Origin of the sequence: Streptomyces sp. NPDC001980 (assembly GCF_040296885.1) — a bacterium.
Classification (GTDB): domain Bacteria; phylum Actinomycetota; class Actinomycetes; order Streptomycetales; family Streptomycetaceae; genus Streptomyces.
In genome coordinates this window covers 438,723-455,017 of record NZ_JBEOYD010000002.1, presented here as the reverse complement: position 1 = coordinate 455,017, position 16,295 = coordinate 438,723, and the positions used below count along the sequence as shown (strand labels likewise).

The 16,295-nt window shown below is 71.7% G+C and carries 15 protein-coding genes; 10 read left to right on the top strand and 5 right to left on the bottom strand.

Annotation, left to right across the window (positions count from 1 at the left end):
* Positions 1 to 40: 40 nt before the first annotated feature.
* On the top strand, positions 41 to 1,315 hold the full coding sequence (locus tag ABT137_RS04440) for a cytochrome P450 (RefSeq protein ID WP_351702211.1): 1,275 nt from the start codon (positions 41 to 43) through the stop codon (positions 1,313 to 1,315).
* Between the two features lie 28 nt (positions 1,316 to 1,343).
* Here the strand turns inward: ABT137_RS04440 and ABT137_RS04435 are convergent, their stop codons facing one another.
* On the bottom strand, positions 1,344 to 1,898 hold the full coding sequence (locus ABT137_RS04435; RefSeq protein ID WP_351702208.1) for a cysteine hydrolase family protein: 555 nt from the start codon (positions 1,896 to 1,898) through the stop codon (positions 1,344 to 1,346).
* A gap of 160 nt (positions 1,899 to 2,058) precedes the next feature.
* Here ABT137_RS04435 and ABT137_RS04430 point away from each other — a divergent pair, with 160 nt between their 5' ends.
* Positions 2,059 to 2,673, top strand: coding sequence for a TetR/AcrR family transcriptional regulator (locus ABT137_RS04430; protein ID WP_351702205.1), 615 nt, complete (start codon positions 2,059 to 2,061; stop codon positions 2,671 to 2,673).
* A gap of 19 nt (positions 2,674 to 2,692) precedes the next feature.
* Here the strand turns inward: ABT137_RS04430 and ABT137_RS04425 are convergent, their stop codons facing one another.
* Positions 2,693 to 3,331, bottom strand: a complete 639-nt coding sequence (locus ABT137_RS04425) for an HD domain-containing protein (RefSeq protein ID WP_351702202.1) — start codon at positions 3,329 to 3,331, stop codon at positions 2,693 to 2,695.
* A gap of 102 nt (positions 3,332 to 3,433) precedes the next feature.
* Here ABT137_RS04425 and ABT137_RS04420 point away from each other — a divergent pair, with 102 nt between their 5' ends.
* Positions 3,434 to 4,447 carry a GlxA family transcriptional regulator gene (locus ABT137_RS04420; RefSeq protein ID WP_351702199.1) on the top strand — a complete coding sequence of 338 codons (1,014 nt, stop codon included), beginning with the start codon at positions 3,434 to 3,436 and terminating at the stop codon, positions 4,445 to 4,447.
* On the opposite strand, the gene ABT137_RS04415 is transcribed toward ABT137_RS04420, so the two are convergent.
* Positions 4,444 to 5,334, bottom strand: a complete 891-nt coding sequence (locus ABT137_RS04415) for an NADP-dependent oxidoreductase (RefSeq protein ID WP_351702196.1) — start codon at positions 5,332 to 5,334, stop codon at positions 4,444 to 4,446. The genes ABT137_RS04420 and ABT137_RS04415 overlap by 4 nt on opposite strands.
* Positions 5,335 to 5,459: 125 nt before the next feature.
* Between ABT137_RS04415 and ABT137_RS04410 the strand changes: the two genes are divergently transcribed.
* The 3 genes from ABT137_RS04410 (at position 5,460) to ABT137_RS04400 (ending at position 9,920) form a co-directional block, all read left to right on the top strand.
* The gene (locus tag ABT137_RS04410; protein ID WP_351702193.1) at positions 5,460 to 5,864 is read left to right on the top strand and encodes a winged helix-turn-helix transcriptional regulator; all 405 of its coding nucleotides are present in this window, start codon (positions 5,460 to 5,462) and stop codon (positions 5,862 to 5,864) included.
* Positions 5,865 to 6,232: 368 nt separating this feature from the next.
* Positions 6,233 to 8,503, top strand: coding sequence for a M4 family metallopeptidase (locus ABT137_RS04405; RefSeq protein WP_351702190.1), 2,271 nt, complete (start codon positions 6,233 to 6,235; stop codon positions 8,501 to 8,503).
* Positions 8,504 to 8,720: 217 nt separating this feature from the next.
* On the top strand, positions 8,721 to 9,920 hold the full coding sequence (locus tag ABT137_RS04400) for a glycoside hydrolase family 3 N-terminal domain-containing protein (RefSeq protein WP_351702187.1): 1,200 nt from the start codon (positions 8,721 to 8,723) through the stop codon (positions 9,918 to 9,920).
* Here ABT137_RS04400 and ABT137_RS04395 read toward each other — a convergent pair.
* A complete protein-coding gene (locus ABT137_RS04395; RefSeq protein WP_351702184.1) occupies positions 9,907 to 10,800 on the bottom strand; it encodes a DUF2236 domain-containing protein in 894 nt (297 codons plus the stop codon). The two genes, ABT137_RS04400 and ABT137_RS04395, sit on opposite strands and share 14 nt — an antisense overlap.
* Positions 10,801 to 10,973: 173 nt before the next feature.
* Entirely contained in the window at positions 10,974 to 11,765 is a 792-nt protein-coding gene (locus ABT137_RS04390; protein WP_351702181.1) for a COG4705 family protein, read from the bottom strand.
* Between the two features lie 299 nt (positions 11,766 to 12,064).
* On the opposite strand from ABT137_RS04390, the gene ABT137_RS04385 reads away from it, so the two are divergent.
* From ABT137_RS04385 to ABT137_RS04370, 4 genes are all read left to right on the top strand, one after another.
* Positions 12,065 to 12,733, top strand: a complete 669-nt coding sequence (locus ABT137_RS04385; protein ID WP_351702178.1) for a DedA family protein — start codon at positions 12,065 to 12,067, stop codon at positions 12,731 to 12,733.
* 47 nt (positions 12,734 to 12,780) lie between these two features.
* The gene (locus ABT137_RS04380; protein WP_351702175.1) at positions 12,781 to 13,443 is read left to right on the top strand and encodes a response regulator transcription factor; all 663 of its coding nucleotides are present in this window, start codon (positions 12,781 to 12,783) and stop codon (positions 13,441 to 13,443) included.
* Positions 13,440 to 14,816, top strand: a complete 1,377-nt coding sequence (locus ABT137_RS04375) for a sensor histidine kinase (protein ID WP_351702172.1) — start codon at positions 13,440 to 13,442, stop codon at positions 14,814 to 14,816. Before ABT137_RS04380 ends, ABT137_RS04375 begins: the two co-directional genes overlap by 4 nt.
* Before the next feature lie 178 nt (positions 14,817 to 14,994).
* On the top strand, positions 14,995 to 15,981 hold the full coding sequence (locus tag ABT137_RS04370; protein WP_351702169.1) for an NAD-dependent epimerase/dehydratase family protein: 987 nt from the start codon (positions 14,995 to 14,997) through the stop codon (positions 15,979 to 15,981).
* The last annotated feature ends 314 nt before the right edge of the window (positions 15,982 to 16,295 follow it).

The following is a 16,295-nucleotide window of genomic DNA, read 5'->3' as shown; positions in this document are numbered from 1 at the left end:
CCACCCGCGGCCACCCGTGACCACCTTCGAAGGACCGACGATGACCACAACCACCGGCGTCGAGGCCATGCGTCTCGCCGATGTCGACCTCGCGAACCTCGACAACTTCACCGACGGGGTCACGCCCTGGCGGATGTTCCACACCCTGCGCCACGAGGACCCGGTGCACTGGCAGCCGGAGGAGGCGCCCAACTCCGGTTTCTGGGCGGTCACCCGGCACGCCGACATCGCGCGGGTGGACCGCGACGCCGAGACCTTCACCTCCACCCGGTTCGTGAACCTGGAGGAGCTCGACGAGGACCAGATCCGCAAACGCGCCTCGATCCTGGAGCTGGACGGGGTACGCCATCGCGCCCTGCGCAGCATGATCCAGCGGCAGTTCGGGGCGGGGGTCATCAACAGCTACACGGACTTCCTGCGCGGGCTGACGGCGAAGACGCTGGACGCGGCGCTGGCCAAGGGGACCTTCGACTTCGTGAAGGAGGTCTCCGCGGACTTCCCCATCAACGTCCTGGCCCGGCTCCTCGACGTGCCGCCGGAGGACAACCAGCAGCTCATCGACTGGGGCAACCGCATCATCGGCAACACCGACCCCGACTACGCGGACGTCCTGCTGCACAGCGCGGAGAGCGAGAAGTACCGCGACCTGCCGTTCCGCTCCCCCGCCTCGCTCGAAGTCTTCGAGTACGGGCGGGAGCTGGCGCGGCAGCGGCGCGGCGGCGCGGGGACGGACCTGGTCTCCAAGCTGGTCAACACCACCCCGCGCGACGGGGTCCCGCTCTCCGCGCAGGACTTCGACAACTACTTCCTGCTGCTGGTGGTGGCCGGCAACGAGACCACCCGGCACACCATCACCCACTCGATGCTGGCCCTCCTCCAGCACCCCGAGCAGCTGGCCCGGCTCAGGGACGACCCGTCGCTGATCCCGACGGCCGTGGAGGAGTTCCTGCGCTGGGCGTCCCCGGTCTACCACTTCCGCCGTACCGCGACCCGTGACGTCGAGCTCGGCGGCAAGCGGATCAGGGAGGGTGACAAGGTCGTCATGTGGTACGCCTCGGGCAACCGCGACGAGGAGGTCTTCGGCAACCCCTACGACTTCGACGTGGCCCGGCAGAACAACGACCACGTCGCCTTCGGCAAGGGCAGCCCCCATCTGTGCCTGGGCAACCTGCTCGCGCGCACCGAGATCCGGATCATGTTCGAGGAGCTGATCCCCCGGCTGGCCGACATCCGGCTGGTCGGCGAGGTGCCCCGGGTGCGCTCGAACTTCGTCAACGGCATCAAGCGGCTGCCGGTGGAGGTGACGCTCGCCTGACGGCCCGGGCCGGAGCACGGACCGTGCGTCAGAGTGCCGCCGCCCACGCGTCGACGGTCGTGACCTCGGCCTGCTTCGGGAACACCTTCTCCGTGAGCACCCGGTGCACCTCCGGGTCGGAGTCGAGGCAGCCGTCGGACAGGACGGTGAGCTCGAAGTCGAGGTCGGCGGCCTGGCGCAGGGTGGACAGCACGACGCCGCTGGTGGCGATGCCGGTGAGGACGAGGTGATCGATCCCGCCGGCCCGCAGCACCATGTCGAGGTCGCTGCCGGCGAAGGCGCTGACCCGCCGCTTGGTGACCACCGGCTCGCCGGGCGCGGGAGCCACGTCGGGGTGGACCTGTGTGGCCCGGTCGTCCCCGGCCGGCCGCGCCACGGCGCCCACCAGGCCGCGGAACATCTTGTTGCGGGCGCTGACCTCCGGGTAGCCCGGGCGGAAGCCGACGACCACGTAGATCACCGGGACGCCGCCGGCCCGGGCGGCGTCGATCGCCTTGCCCAGGCGGGGCAGGTACTCGGCGTCGGGAAAGCGGTCGACGACGACCTGCTGGACGTCCATGACGAGGAGGGCTTGCTGCGGCACCGTCTCTGTTCCTTCCACGCGGCCCCGTTGGTCATCAAGTGATTACTTGGCAACGTAGACCTCGCCGCGGGATCATGTCAACGCATGATTACCTTGTGGCGGATGCGCGGAGCCTCGGTCCGCCGACGGGTCCGGGATGGCGTCGAGGAGAGGAGCCGCTGTGTCATCGGACGACGTGACCGATCAGGCCGCCGACGGGGCTCGGCGCCGGGACGCCGCGGCGACCCGGCAGGCCCTGCTGCTGGCCGCCCGCACCCGGTTCACACAGCTGGGCTACGACCGTACGACGCTCCGGGACGTCGCCGCGGACGCCGGGGTCAACCTGGCCCTCATCAAGCGGTACTTCGGCTCCAAGGAGGGCCTGTTCAAGGCGGCGCTGGCGTCGACGCCGCGGTTCCTGGGCGGTGACGGCGGGTTCCCGCGCGACCGGGCCGCACTGGCCGAGGCGCTCAGCCGGCAGCTGGCGGCCGGGGCGTGGGCGGAGTTCGGCGAGCACCCGGTGCTGATGCTGCTGCGGGACTCCGGGGACGAGCAGGTGACGGAGCTCCGCCGGCGCGCTCTGGCGGAGTTCGGCCGGCAGGTGCTCGAAGCGTCGGGCGCCTCGTCGGCACCCGACGCCGAACTGCGGGCGGAGCTCCTGGTCGCGCTCGGCGTCGGGGTCGCCGTCGTACGCTCCGCCGTCGGCCTGCGGCCCCTGGCCGACGCGACACCCGAGGATCTCCTGGGCCCCCTCCACGACGTCGTGGAGGGGCTGCTCGGACCGCCGCCGGACTGATCGGCGCCGCTCGGACGGGTCACTCGGGCCAGGCGGAGTTCTGGATGACCTCGACGAAGTCGCCCCGCCGGAAGCCGGGGACGAAGTGGGCGAGCACGTCGGCCTTGACGTTGCCGAAAGTGGTGTCGGGGCGGTCCTGGATGCCCTCGGTGAAGGCGGCGAGGATCTGGTTCTTGAAGTCGGGGCGGGGGTGCGCCGCGACGACCGCCGCGCGCTGCTCGTCGGTGACCTCGTGGTAGCCGATACCCAGCACGTCCAGCTCGACCCCGCGGGTGACCAGGGCGATCTCGGGTGCCATGTGCAGCGGGATCTCCGGGGTGGTGTGCAGGGCGATGCTCGTCCAGACCCGGTCGGCGGGCTCCCCGGTGATGCCGTGGGCCTGCAGGAAGGCGCGGGCCTCGTCGGCGCCGTCGATCTCGAAGCGCTGGTCGGTGCGGCGCAGGCTCTTGGTGAGGCCCAGGTCGTGGAACATCGCACCGACGTACAGCAGCTCGGGGTCGAAGGCCGGCCCGAGGGCCCGGCCGCGCAGCGAGCCCCACAGGAAGACCCGCCGGGAGTGGTCGAACACCAGCGGGGTGGCGACGTCACGGACCATCTCGGTGGCCTCCCGGACCAGGGCGGTGTCCGGGATCCGCACGCCTGCGATCTCTTCGTTCATCGTTCTCAGCCTCCATGCCGAACGGGTGATGTGCCTCCAGGGTTCTCCGGGGGACGTAGGCTGGGCCATGTCCCTGCTGCCAGGAAAACCACGGATTCGGACATGACGCATCGAGTGGGCTTTGTGGTCTTCGAGGGGGTGACCATGCTCGACGTCAGCGGTCCGTCGGAGGTGCTGCACCAGGCGGGCAGACTCGCCGACCCCTACGAGCTGGTACTGGTCTCCCCGGAGGGCGGCGCGGTCACCACGTCCGCGGGGCTGGCGCTGACCGGCACGGTCCGGGCGGCCGACGCAGGCCCGGTCGACACGGTCCTGGTGGCCGGCGGTGACCGGCTGGCCGTGCGGCCGATCGAGGACGAGCTGCTCGCCACGGCCCGCGACCTCACCGGGCGGGCGCGCAGGGTCGCCTCGGTGTGCACGGGCGCCTTCGTGCTGGGCGAGCTGGGTCTGCTCGACGGCCGGCGCGCGACGACGCACTGGCGGCACGCGGCCGCCTTCGCGCGCCGTTTCCCCCGGGTGCGGGTCGAGCCGGACGCCATCCACATCCGCGACGGGCGGTACGTCACCTCGGCCGGCATCAGCGCGGGCATCGACCTCGCCCTCGCCCTGGTGGAGGACGACCACGGTGCGGACGTGGCGCGGGACGTCGCCCGCGAACTCGTCGTCTTCCTGCAACGCCCCGGCGGCCAGTCCCAGTTCTCCACGGCCATCACCACACCGCCCGCCCGCAGCGACCTGCTCCGCACCCTGATCGCGTCCGTACTCGCCGATCCGACCGCCGACCACACCCTGCCCGCCATGGCCGCGTCCGCCGCCGTCAGCCCCCGGCACCTCACCCGGCTGTTCACCGCCGAGCTGGGCACCACACCGGCCCGCTGGGTCGAGCGGGTCCGCCTGGACCGTGCCCAGCAGCTGCTCCTGGCCGGCCACAGCGTCACCGCGGCCGCCCAGCACAGCGGCCTGGGCACCGACGAGACCCTCCGCCGCGCCTTCGCCCGCCACCTGGGCACCACCCCGACCCACTACCGCAGACGCTTCGCCACCACCGGCCCCCCGGACCAGCCCGGGTCGGCCCGAACCGGCCCGGATCGACCCGGGCCGGCCGGGACCGGCTAGGGGACCAGAACCAGCCGCCCGCGCACCCCGCCCGCCGCGAGGCGCGCGTGGGCCTTGGCCGCGTCGTCCAGGGAGAACGTCTCGGCCACCCGGAGCGTCAGCACACCCTCGTCCACGAGTCCCGCCAGCTCCGCCAGGCGTGCCCCGTCCGCGGTCACGGCGACGGAGACCGTCCGCACCCCGCGCACCGGCGCCGGCTCGCCGCCGGGCCGGACACCGACGTAGCCGCCCCCGTCACGCACCCACTCCAGGGCCGGCTCACCGAGAACCGCCGCGTCCAGTACGGCGTCGAAGCTCCCGGCCTCGACGGCGCCCGCCGTGAAGTGCGCGGCCCCCAGCGACCGTACGAGCTCCGCGTCGGCCTCGCGGGCCAGTGCGGTCACCGATATCCCCCGGTGGGCGGCCAGTTGGACGGCGAAGCCGCCGACCGCGCCCGCCGCACCGGTCACCAGAAGGGACTGCCCCTCGGCCAACTCCAGCAGGTCCAGGGCCTGTACGGCGGTCAGCCCGTTCAGCGGCAACGTCGCCGCGTGCACGGCGTCCACCGTGGCCGGCGCCGTGGCCACCGCGTCCGCCGCCACCACGACGTACTCGGCGTGTGTGCCGAGCGGCCGCACCATGCCGGGATCGAGCGCCACCACCTGGTCGCCCACGCCCCAGGCGGTGGCGACGCCGGTCGCGTCCACGGTCCCGGCGACGTCCCAGCCGAGCCCGATCCGCTTGCCCGCACCGCCGAAGAAACCGGCCCGCACCCCTTCGTCCACGGGGTTCAGCGCGGCCGCCGCGACCTTGATCCGTACCTGTCCCGGGCCGGGCTCGGGCCGCTCGGTCTCCACGACCTCCACGGTCTCGGGCCCGCCGAAGGTGTTCACCACTGCTGCACGCATGACGCCCTGCTCCCTCTACGACTTTCCTGCCTCGGTCTCTCCTCGGCTGTCTGCAACCCTAGGAAGAGCTACTATCCATGGGTAAGTAGTTACCTGAAGGTGCCTAGGTCCCCCAGAGGTGAGCGATGCCGACGACGACGGCGGCCCAGCGGCGCGAGCAGGCGCGCGTGGAGTACGACGCGTTCATCCGGGACTGCCCCACCCACCAGTTCCTCGACCGGATCAGCGACAAGTGGGTGAGCCTGGTCGTCTGCGCGCTGGCCCCCGGCCCGATGCGGTACAGCGAACTCGCCCGCAAGATCGCCGGCGTCAGCCCCAAGATGCTCACCCAGACCCTGCGCTCCCTGGAACGCGACGGCATTCTCGCCCGCACGGTGACCCCGTCCGTTCCGGTCCGCGTGGACTACGAACTCACCCCGCTCGGCCTCAGCCTCTCCCTGCTGCTGGCGGGTGTGAAGGACTGGGCGGAGACGCACATCGAAGAGGTCCACGAGGCGCGCGAGCGCTATGACACGGAGACCGGGAGTTAGGCCGTCGCGCTGCGAGCGATCCGGATCGGCGGGTCGCGCTCACCCGCGGACGCACTGACTCCGCGGCCGAAAAACACTGTTCAGGCGCTCGAACCCGCCGCTCGCAACCGCAAGTTCAAGCCGTTGTTCTGATGCGGTCATGACATTCACGACTGTCGAGTGTCAATCTGCTCTCCGAAAGTTCACCGCCTGCTCACAGGTGTCTCACACAACTCCCTTGTCCACCCCCTGACTTCACCCCGCACGGCAGCGAGGACCTGACCCCCTTCGCGCCGCGCCACCCACCCGCGCGCCGCCGGACGGCCTCACCAGGCCGACCCGCTCTCCCGGGCCCTACCGGGCCCGATCACCCCACAGAAGGAGAACGCATGCTCCGGCAGGACCGTCATCACCGTCGCACCAGACACAGCGTGGCCCTGGCGCTGACAGCAGCGAGCGCCATGCTCGTGGCAGGGATCCAGAACAGCACCGCCGTGGCCGCGTCCGGCGGTCACTCCCCCGCCAAGACCCTGGCCACCCCCGACGCGGGCGCGTCCCCCGCCCCGCTCTCGCCGGCCAGGCGTACGGCACTGCTCAAGTCCGCCACGGCAGACGCCCCGGACACCGCGCGGACCCTCGGCCTCGGCGCCCGCGAGAAACTGCTCGTGAAGGACGTGACCCAGGACGCCGACGGCACGACGCACACCCGCTACGAACGCACCTACGCGGGCCTGCCCGTCCTCGGCGGCGACCTGATCGTGCACGCCAACGGCGGCCGCCGCACGGTGTCGCGCGCCACCAAGGCGGCCCTCGTACTCCCGTCCACCAAGGCGGAGATCTCCTCGGCCGCGGCGAAGGCCCAGGCGCTCACCACCGCCGCGAAGGCCGGCGCCGACCGTCCCGCGCTCGACAGCAGCCCGCGTCTCGTCGTCTGGGCCGCCTCCGGCAAACCCGCCCTGGCCTGGGAATCCGTGGTCGGCGGCTTCCAGGACGACGGCACCCCCAACGAACTCCACGTGATCACCGACGCGGACACCGGAAAGCAGCTCTTCCGGTACCAGGGCGTCGAAACCGGCACCGGTACCGGCCAGTTCAACGGGACCGTGCCCCTCAGCACCACGCTCTCCGGTTCGACGTACCAGCTCGTCGACGGCGACCGCGCCGGACACCGCACCTACGACCTGAACCAGGGCACCTCCGGCACCGGCACGCTCTTCACCGACGACAACGATGTCTGGGGCGACGGCACCCCGGCCAGCCGGCAGACCGCGGGCGTGGACGTCGCCTTCGGCGCGGCGGCCACCTGGGACTACTACAAGAACGTCTTCGGCCGCAACGGCATACGCAACGACGGCGTCGCCGCCTACAGCCGCGCCCACTACGGCAACAACTACGTCAACGCCTTCTGGCAGGACAGCTGCTTCTGCATGACGTACGGCGACGGTTCGGGCAACACCCACCCGCTCACCGCGCTCGACGTGGCCGCCCACGAGATGAGCCACGGCGTCACCGCGGCCACCGCGGGCCTCACCTACTCCGGTGAGTCGGGCGGTCTCAACGAGGCCACCTCCGACATCTTCGCCGCCGCCGTGGAGTTCTACGAGAACCTGCCGGCCGACGTCCCGGACTACCTGGTCGGCGAGAAGATAGACATCAACGGCGACGGCACCCCGCTGCGTTACATGGACAAGCCGAGCAAGGACGGTGCGTCCAGCGACTACTGGAGTTCCTCGCTGGGCGGACTCGACGTCCACTACTCCTCGGGCCCGGCCAACCACTTCTTCTACCTGCTCTCCGAGGGCAGCGGAGCGAAGACCGTGAACGGGGTCTCCTACGACAGCCCCACCTACGACGCCCGGCCGGTGACCGGCATCGGCATCGACAACGCCCAACGCGTCTGGTATCGGGCGCTCACCACCTACATGACGTCGAGCACGAACTACGCGGGCGCCCGGACGGCCACCCTCCAGGCCGCGGCCGACCTGTTCGGCGCCTACAGCCCCTCCTACCTCGCCGTGGCCGACGCCTGGGCGGCGATCAACGTGGGCAACCGGATCGCGCTGGGCGTCAACGTCGCGCCGGTGGCGGACCAGATCAGCGGCATCGGGCAGGCCGTGTCCCTCCAGACGGACGCCTACACCACGAACTCCGGCGCGGCCCTGACGTACTCGGCGACCGGCCTGCCCGACGGTCTGACGATCAGTGACACGGGCCTGATCTCCGGCACCCCGACCACCCTCGGCACCAGCGACGTCACCGTCACGGTCACGGACGACACCGGCGCGAGCAGCACCGTCAGCTTCTCGTGGGAGGTGGCCTACGTCTACGCCAACGCCACCCGCGTCGACATCCCCGACAACAGCACGGCGGTGGAGTCCCCGGTCACCGTCACCGACCGCACCGGGAACGCCTCGGCGACCACCAAGGTCTACGTGAAGATCATCCACACCTACCGGGGTGACCTGACGGTCGACCTGGTCGGCCCCGACGGAACGGTCTACTCGCTGCTGAACCGCAGTGGCGGCTCCGCCGACAACGTCGACCAGACGTTCACCGTCGACGCCTCCGCACAGCCCCTGAGCGGCACCTGGAAGCTCCGGGTCCAGGACCACGCCGCGATCGACGTCGGCTACATCGAGCAGTGGCGGCTCATCCCCTGAGCCTCGCCGGACCCTGACCCTGACCCTGACCGGATGAACGGAGCCGTTGTCGCGGGACGCCCTCGCGGCCCGTGACAACGGCTCCGCCCGGGTGCTGACAGCACCCGTTCGGCGTAACGTGTTGTGCGAATGAACCGGTCGCGGGCCATGCGGTCCGATGTCGTCCGTCGGCCCGTTGGTCTCCGTGACGTGCACCCGCATCAGTCAGGAGCGCATCGTGGGGACACCTGTTCGTCGACGCGCCCGCGGCGGCCCCGCCGCCCGGCGCACCACTGTTGGACTCGTCACCGCCGCGCTCGCCGCCGGCGTGTGCACCGTGCCGGCCGCGGGGGCGACCGACCGCCCCGTGTCCGCCGTCTCCGCCGCGAGCTGCGCCGACACGGTCTACGCGGGGATGACCCAGGCCCAGCGCGTGGGCCAGCTGTTCATGGGCGGGGTCAACGCCACCCGCCCGAGCACCGCGGACCTGCAGACGCTGCGCACCTACCACGTCGGGTCCGTCATGCTCACCGGACGCAGCACCGCCGGAACCACCGCGACGAGGAAGGTGGTCGACGGCTTCCGCAAGCAGGCCGACACGGTCGGCGGGCACCGGGTCGGGCTGCTCGTCTCCACCGACCAGGAAGGCGGCCAGGTCCAGGTGCTCAGCGGACCCGGTTTCTCGGTCATGCCCAACGCCCTGACCCAGGGCACGTGGAGCACCGCGACCCTGCGCAGCCGCGCCACGACCTGGGCGGGGCAGCTCAAGGCGGCCGGCCTGGACCTCAATCTCGCCCCGGTCGCCGATGTGGTGCCCGCGAGTCTCGGCACCCGCAACGCCCCCATCGGCCGCTACTACCGCGAGTACGGCCACACCCCCGCCGTCGTGACCTCGCACACCGGCGCCTTCGCCGCGGGCTTCCGCGCGGCCGGGGTGATGACCACGTTCAAGCACTTCCCCGGACTGGGCCAGGTGACCGGCAACACCGACACCACCGCGAACGTCGTCGACTCGGTGACCACCGCCTCCAGTTCGAGCCTCCAGCCGTTCCAGAGCGGGATCAAGGCAGGTGCGCCGTTCGTGATGATCTCGTCCGCGAAGTACACGAAGATCGACTCGAAGCACCTCGCGGTGTTCTCACCGACCGTCATCAACTCGCTGCTGCGCACCAAGTTCGGCTTCAAGGGAGTCGTCATCTCCGACGACCTCGGCCAGGCGGTCGCGGTCCGCGCCTACACCCCGGCACAGCGGGCGGTGCAGTTCATCGGCGCCGGCGGCGACATGGTCCTCACGGTCAAGGCGTCGACCGTACCGGCGATGGTCCAGGGGGTGCAGGCCCAGATGGCGAAGGACGCCTCCTTCCGCACCAAGGTCGCCGCCTCCGTACACCGCATCCTCACGGCGAAGGCCGCTGCCGGCCGCCTCACCTGCAGCTGAGACCGGTTGCCGTGGCCCGGGTGCGCCCGCCGCGCCGGACGCGTTCGGGCAGCGGTGTCCGGTAGTCGGGCAGGACACGCAGGACACGGAACGCGGACTTCAGGAAGAGACGAACGACGCGTTCGCGGCCGGGGCCGAGCCTGCCGATCCGGTGGAGCCGGCAGACCCGCTCGCCGGCGAGGTAGCGGGTCAGGTCCCTGCCGAACGCCCGTAAGGGCGCGGGGAACCATCGGTCGGCGAAGTGGTCCATCATCGCGGTCGCCACGGCGTGGCCGGCTTCCGTCGGTTCGTAGGGCCGTGCGTCGAACTTCACGGCGAACTCGGTCATCGCGTCCCAGTCCTCGGGGAAGGGCTCGTCGGCCAGGGGGCCGGACTCGCGTTCCAGGAGGCGGAAGAGGGTCTGCGCCCAGCGGTGCCAGGCGGTCTTCATGGATTCACTCGTGCCGGGCAGTCCCAGCGAGGTCTGCAGGCGGTCGCCGTAGGTGGCGAGCAGGACGAGGGGGTAGACGAAGTCGTCGGTGTCGTCGAAGTTGCCGGGCAGGTGCGGGGTGGCCCGGGCGATCGCCAGGTGGATGCGGTTGAGCCGGTCGGCGGCCGCGCGCCCCGCTCCGCTGGACAGGCCGTCCACCATCCAGGCCATCAGGAAGTGGTTGGCGTCCTGGTATCGCCGCTCGGGTCTCGTCGTCAGCTTCGCGGTGTGCGCCAGCGTCGCGGCCGTGGCGCCGGGCTGCATCATGCGCATGGTGCCCGGGTAGAGCGTCATCGCCAGGGCGAACTCCGGGATTCTGTAACCGACATAGAGCGAGATCATCCGCTCCCAGTCGGTCTCCGGATCCAGCCGCGCGAGTTCGCGGTCCACCCACTTGTACCCACGGCGCACCGTCCGTTCCCCTCACGTCGAAGCCACGCGCTCCGCCGCCGCGTCTTCGCCGAGAAGGTGGCGCCGCGCGGGCGGAGACTCCCCGGAGAGCAAGACGCAGAACACGCGTTCATGGCTCCGCCCGACGTGCGTCGGTCCCCGCCCGCCGGCCCTGCGCTGCGGGGCCGAGCCGCTCAGGCCGGAGCAGGTCCCGACGTGTCCCGGCGGGAGACGGCCAGGTAGCCGACGAAGCAGACGATGGCGGCCGTCCAGGCGAGGGTCACCGGTGCCAGTCCCAGGGCGAGCCCGCCCCGGCCGTGGCCGACCGCCATCCAGTCGGCGAGCGAGGCGCCGAGGGGGCGGGTGATCACGTAGGCCGTCCAGAATGCGGCCACGGCGTTCAGGGCACCGCCGCGGTGGGCGATCGCGGGGACGCAGATCGCGACGGCGAAGAGGACCGCCGAGCCGAAGTAGCCGAGGCCCGCGGTGGCGGTCAGGTCGCCGGCGGCGGTGCCGAGGGCGAAGGTGGCGAGGACGGTCGCCCAGTAGAAGGTCTCCCGGCGGCGGGTGCGGATGCCGTGGATGGACAGCGTCCGCTCGACGGCGTACCAGAGGGCGAAGACCGCGGCCAGCACGACGACGAAGAACGGGGTGGACAGCGTGTAGGGCACGCCGAGACCGACGTGCAGGACGTCGGCGGCCATCGTGCCGAACACGCTGACCATGACGACCGCGGTCCAGTACACCCAGGCGATGTACCGGCGGGCCGCGAACTGCGCGGCCAGCGAGACCACCAGCGCAAGGCCGCCGAGACCGACGGCCGGTATCGGGCCGAGGAGGTGGGCCAGCAGGTCCGACGCGGTCTCGCCCATCCCGGTGGTGAGCACCTTGATGATCCAGAAGTAGACGGTGACTTCCGGGACCTTGTTCGCCATGATGCGCAGGGGAACGCGGGAGCGGTCGTCGAGGAGGTGCTCTGTGGTCATGGTCGGCACGATGACACGCCGCACACCCGGTGCCACAGATGTCTTTGCCAATGCTTTGGCGCCTCTGGTGCATGAGTTTCAGATCCGCGCGCCGGGCCTGAACGCAACCTGAATGTCACAGCAAAATCCCTGGTCACGGTGGTTGAGTAGGTGATAGGCAGGTGTGTTCGGGGGTGGGTGTCACGACTGCAGGCGCCCCGTTGCGCACCGGCGATCGTCTAGAGTTCCTTACGACGTCTACAAAGTTGTAGTCGTTCAGGTGTTCAGGTGAGACCGTCCGCCGGAAAGGGCCCCCGTTCATGACCACACCGATCCTCGCGGCGTCACAGCTGGCCGTGAACGTGCTCGACGCTCATTCGCTGCTGTCGACCTTCGGCGTGCTGGGTGTCGCGGTGGTGATGTTCGCCGAGACGGGGCTGCTGATCGGGTTCTTCCTGCCGGGCGACTCCCTGCTGTTCACGGCCGGTCTGCTGTGCACCGGCTCGGCGCAGGGGAGCCTGCACCTGTCCCTGGGACCGCTGCTCGTGGCCGCGGCCGCGGGTGCGCTGGCCGGGGCGCAGTTCGGGTACCTGCTCGGCCGGAGGGCGGGAGGTGCCCTGCTGGCACGCAGCCGCTCCAAGCGCCTGCACGAGGGCGTGCAACGCGCCGAGGACTTCCTCGACCGGTACGGCCACGCGAAGGCCATCGTCCTGGCGCGCTTCGTGCCGGTGGTGCGAACGGTGCTCAATCCGATGGCGGGAGCCCTGGAGGTCCCGGTACGGACGTTCACCCAGTGGCAGGTCGTCGGCGGACTCGCGTGGAGTGTCGGCCTCACCCTCGCGGGATACGCGCTGGGCTCGTCGATCCCGAACGTCGACCGGTACCTGCTGCCGCTGGTGGCACTGATCGTGGTCGTGTCGCTGATCCCCGTCCTTTCCGAGGTGTACCGGGGCCGACGCGCCGCCGGGTCCGAGGAGGGACGCGGGTGACCGCCTCGACCCCGGCCGTGGTGCGGCCGTAGCTGCGACGGAGGACCATGCGTCACAAGATCCTGGTGGTGGAGGACGATCACGCCCTGCGGGACGTCCTGCGCCGCGGGCTGGCCGACGAGGGCTTCGAGCCGGTGCCCGCCGCCGACGGCGCCACCGCCCTGCGGCTGACCGGCGACGGCATCGGCGCGGTCGTCCTGGACGTCGGGCTGCCGGACGCGGACGGCCGGGACGTGTGCCAGGCGATGCGTGCCAACGGATTCGCGGCCCCGATCATCTTCCTCACGGCCCGCCACCACCTCACCGATCGGCTGTCCGGGTTCTCCGCGGGGGCCGACGACTACCTTCCCAAGCCGTTCCACCTCGCCGAACTCGTCGCCCGGCTGCGGGCCACGCTCAAGCGGTCCGCTCCGCCGACGGTGTCCACGGCCGGGGACCTGGTCCTGGACGCGACCCGGCACAGCGCGCGCGTCGGCGAGGCCCGGGTCGAGCTGTCCCCGACGGAGTTCCGGCTGCTGGCCACCCTCGTGGCCGCGGGGGGAGCCGTCGTGAGCCGCCGGGACCTGGTGCGGGCGGCGTGGCCGGACGGGGCTCAGGTCAGCGACAACACCCTGGACCAGTACCTGAGCCGGCTGCGCCGCAAGCTGCGCGAGGCGGGCAGCGACCTGAGCCTCGGGACGGCGCGCGGGATCGGCCACCGGCTGTCATGAAGGGCCTCCTCCGGCTCCTGGCCCCGCGCACGCTGCGGGGTCGGCTCTCGCTCGTGGCGGTGACCACCGCGGCCCTCCTGATGACCGTCCTGACCGTGGCCTTCAACACCGTCATGGACCGGCACCTGCAGCACCAGGCGGACGCCGAACTGAGCAACCGTGCGGCCGCCGTCGCCACCACCGTGGACACCAGCGGCTCGCGGGCACGGGTCCTGGAGACCGTCAACGACCGGCTCCTCGACTCCAACGTGTGGATCTACACCGGGGCACGGCTACTGGAGCAGCCGCCGTCCGCCACCGCCGGCAGCACCCTGACCGAAGCCGCCGCGCGGCTCGCACTACGGGGGGACGGCGTCTGTACGACCGTGACGGCCGGGAATCCCCGGTCCGTCCGCCTGTGCGCCCACTCCGTGGCCGGGCGTCGCAGCACGGCGACGGTCGTCACCGCCCTGGATCTCGCGCCCTACCGCAACTCGGCGGACGCCGTGCTGCTGGGGTCCCTGGTCCTGGACTCCGTCATGCTCGCGTGCACCTACGTGCTGACCCGCCTCGCCGTCGGGCGGGCGCTGCGGCCGGTGCGCACCATGACGGACCAGGCCACCGAGTGGAGCGCGGCGGGCTCCGACGAACGCTTCGGCGCCGCCGGCCATCCGGCCGAACTCGCGCGCCTGGGCGCCTCGTTGGACGCCCTGCTGGACCGCATCCGGACCGTGCTGCGGCACGAGCGGCAGCTGACCGGGGAGCTGTCCCACGAGCTGCGCACCCCGCTCACCCGGATCATCATCGAGCTGGACTGGTGGCGGGCCCGGCCGCGCTCCGGCGCCGAGACCCGGGCGACGCACGAGGTGATCGCCGAGGCCGCCCAGGCCATGCGCACCATCTGCGACACCCTGCTGGACGACGCCCGCGAGGAGGCGCGCACCGCAGGCGCGGCCCCCGGCGCCACGGCCGTCGTACCGGTCCTGCACCGGCTGGTCGACCGCCTCGGGACGCCGGAGCGGGTGAAAACCGTCGTCGAAGCGGCCGATCCGGAACCGGCGGCGGGGGTCCGGCCCGCCCTTCTCGAACGCATCGTCAGCCCGCTGCTGGCGAACGCGCTCCGGTACGCGCACTCCACGGTGACCGTGTCCGCGCGTCCGGTACCCGGCGGGGTGCGGATCAGCGTCACCGACGACGGTCCCGGTGTACCGGAGGCGTTCGTGGGCGACCTCTTCCAGCCCGGCCGCCGGGCCGATCCCGGGGACGGGCACGACGGCGCGGGCCTCGGACTGCCGCTCGCGCGGCGCCTGGCCCGGTCCGTCGGCGGCGAGGTGTCCCACGATCCCGCGTACACCTCGGGGGCCCGCTTCCTGGCCGACCTGCCCGCCGGATGAGTCGCCACGGGGCCCCTTTCCCGTGTCCTTGTACTCCACTACGACTTCGTGATCGGGTGTTTGGATGCCTCGGCGGGTCGCCGTCACTGCCCGACGGTCGAGATCGATCTGACGGCTGACCATCTGCTGTCAGCGAATCCGCCTGGCCGGGCGATGATCCCGATGCTTGTGTGTCGGTATGGAGATACTGGTTCTGGGCGGAACGGCATGGGTGGGTCGGGAGCTGTCGCGGCAGGCGATCGAACGCGGCCATCGGGTGACCTGCCTCGCGCGTGGCGAGAGCGGGGAAGTCGCGGACGGAGCGACACTGGTCGCCGCCGACCGGCGCGACCCGTCGGCGTACGAGCCCCTGCTCGACCGCGTATGGGACGCGGTCGTCGAGGTGTCTTGGCAGCCGGGCTTCGTTCGTGGCGCGCTCGACGTGCTGGGCAGCAAGGCCGGGCACTGGGTGTATGTCTCGTCCGGCAACGCCTACGCCTCCCACGCCACGCCGGGGGCGGACGAGTCCGCGGCCCTGCTCGCCCCGACCGACCGGAGCGAGGTCGACCGCGAGTTGTACGGCGAGGCGAAGGTCGCCTGTGAGCAGGCGTCGGCGGCCGCTGTGGGCGACCGCCTCCTCATCGCACGAGCCGGGCTCATCGGCGGGCCGGGTGATCACAGTGGGCGCTCCGGCTACTGGGTCGCCCGCGCCGCACGCGATCCGCGAGGGCCGATGCTGGTCCCCGACACACCGACCGTGCCCACCCAGGTGGTCGACGTGCGGGACCTCACCTCCTGGCTGCTCGACTCCGCGGAGACGGGAACCACCGGCACGTACAACGCCGTCGGCCCGGTCGTTCCGTTCGACGAGTGGATCGAGCTGTCCCGCGCCGCCGGCGGGCACACCGGTCCGGTGGTCACCGCCGAATCGGCGTGGCTGCTCGCCAACGGCGTGACCCAGTACATGGGGTCCGAATCGCTGGCGATGTGGCTGGTCGAGCCGGGCTGGGAAGGGTGGTCGGCCCGGGACGGGTCCTCGGCGCGCGCCGCGGGGCTGCGTCACCGGCCCCCGGCGGAGCTGCTGGCCGACACGCTGCGCTGGGAACGCGAGCAGGGGCTGGACCGGGAAAGGCGCGCAGGCCTCAGCGCGCAGCGCGAGCGCGAGTTGCTCGACGCCCTCGGCTGACGTCGCCGGACCGGTCTCGCACACCCGAGCGTCTGTGCGGGCGCCTTCCGTTCCGACTTCCCGACCTCGTGGTGGGCCCGGCCGAGAACCGGTACGGCCACCGCGTGATCCTCAGGGGTTGTGGGGACTCCTGAAGATCGTGCGGTGGCCACAGGCCATGGCGTGGACCCGGCCCGCCGGCGGGCGGGCGATGTTCGACCAGGCGGCGGCCCGAATCGGGGGCCCGTTCGGGCGAGTTGCTTCCCAGCGGCCAACACTCGCCGTGCTCGCCCTGGCCGAACCCGCTGGACAGATCACGACACGGCACTGGAGTC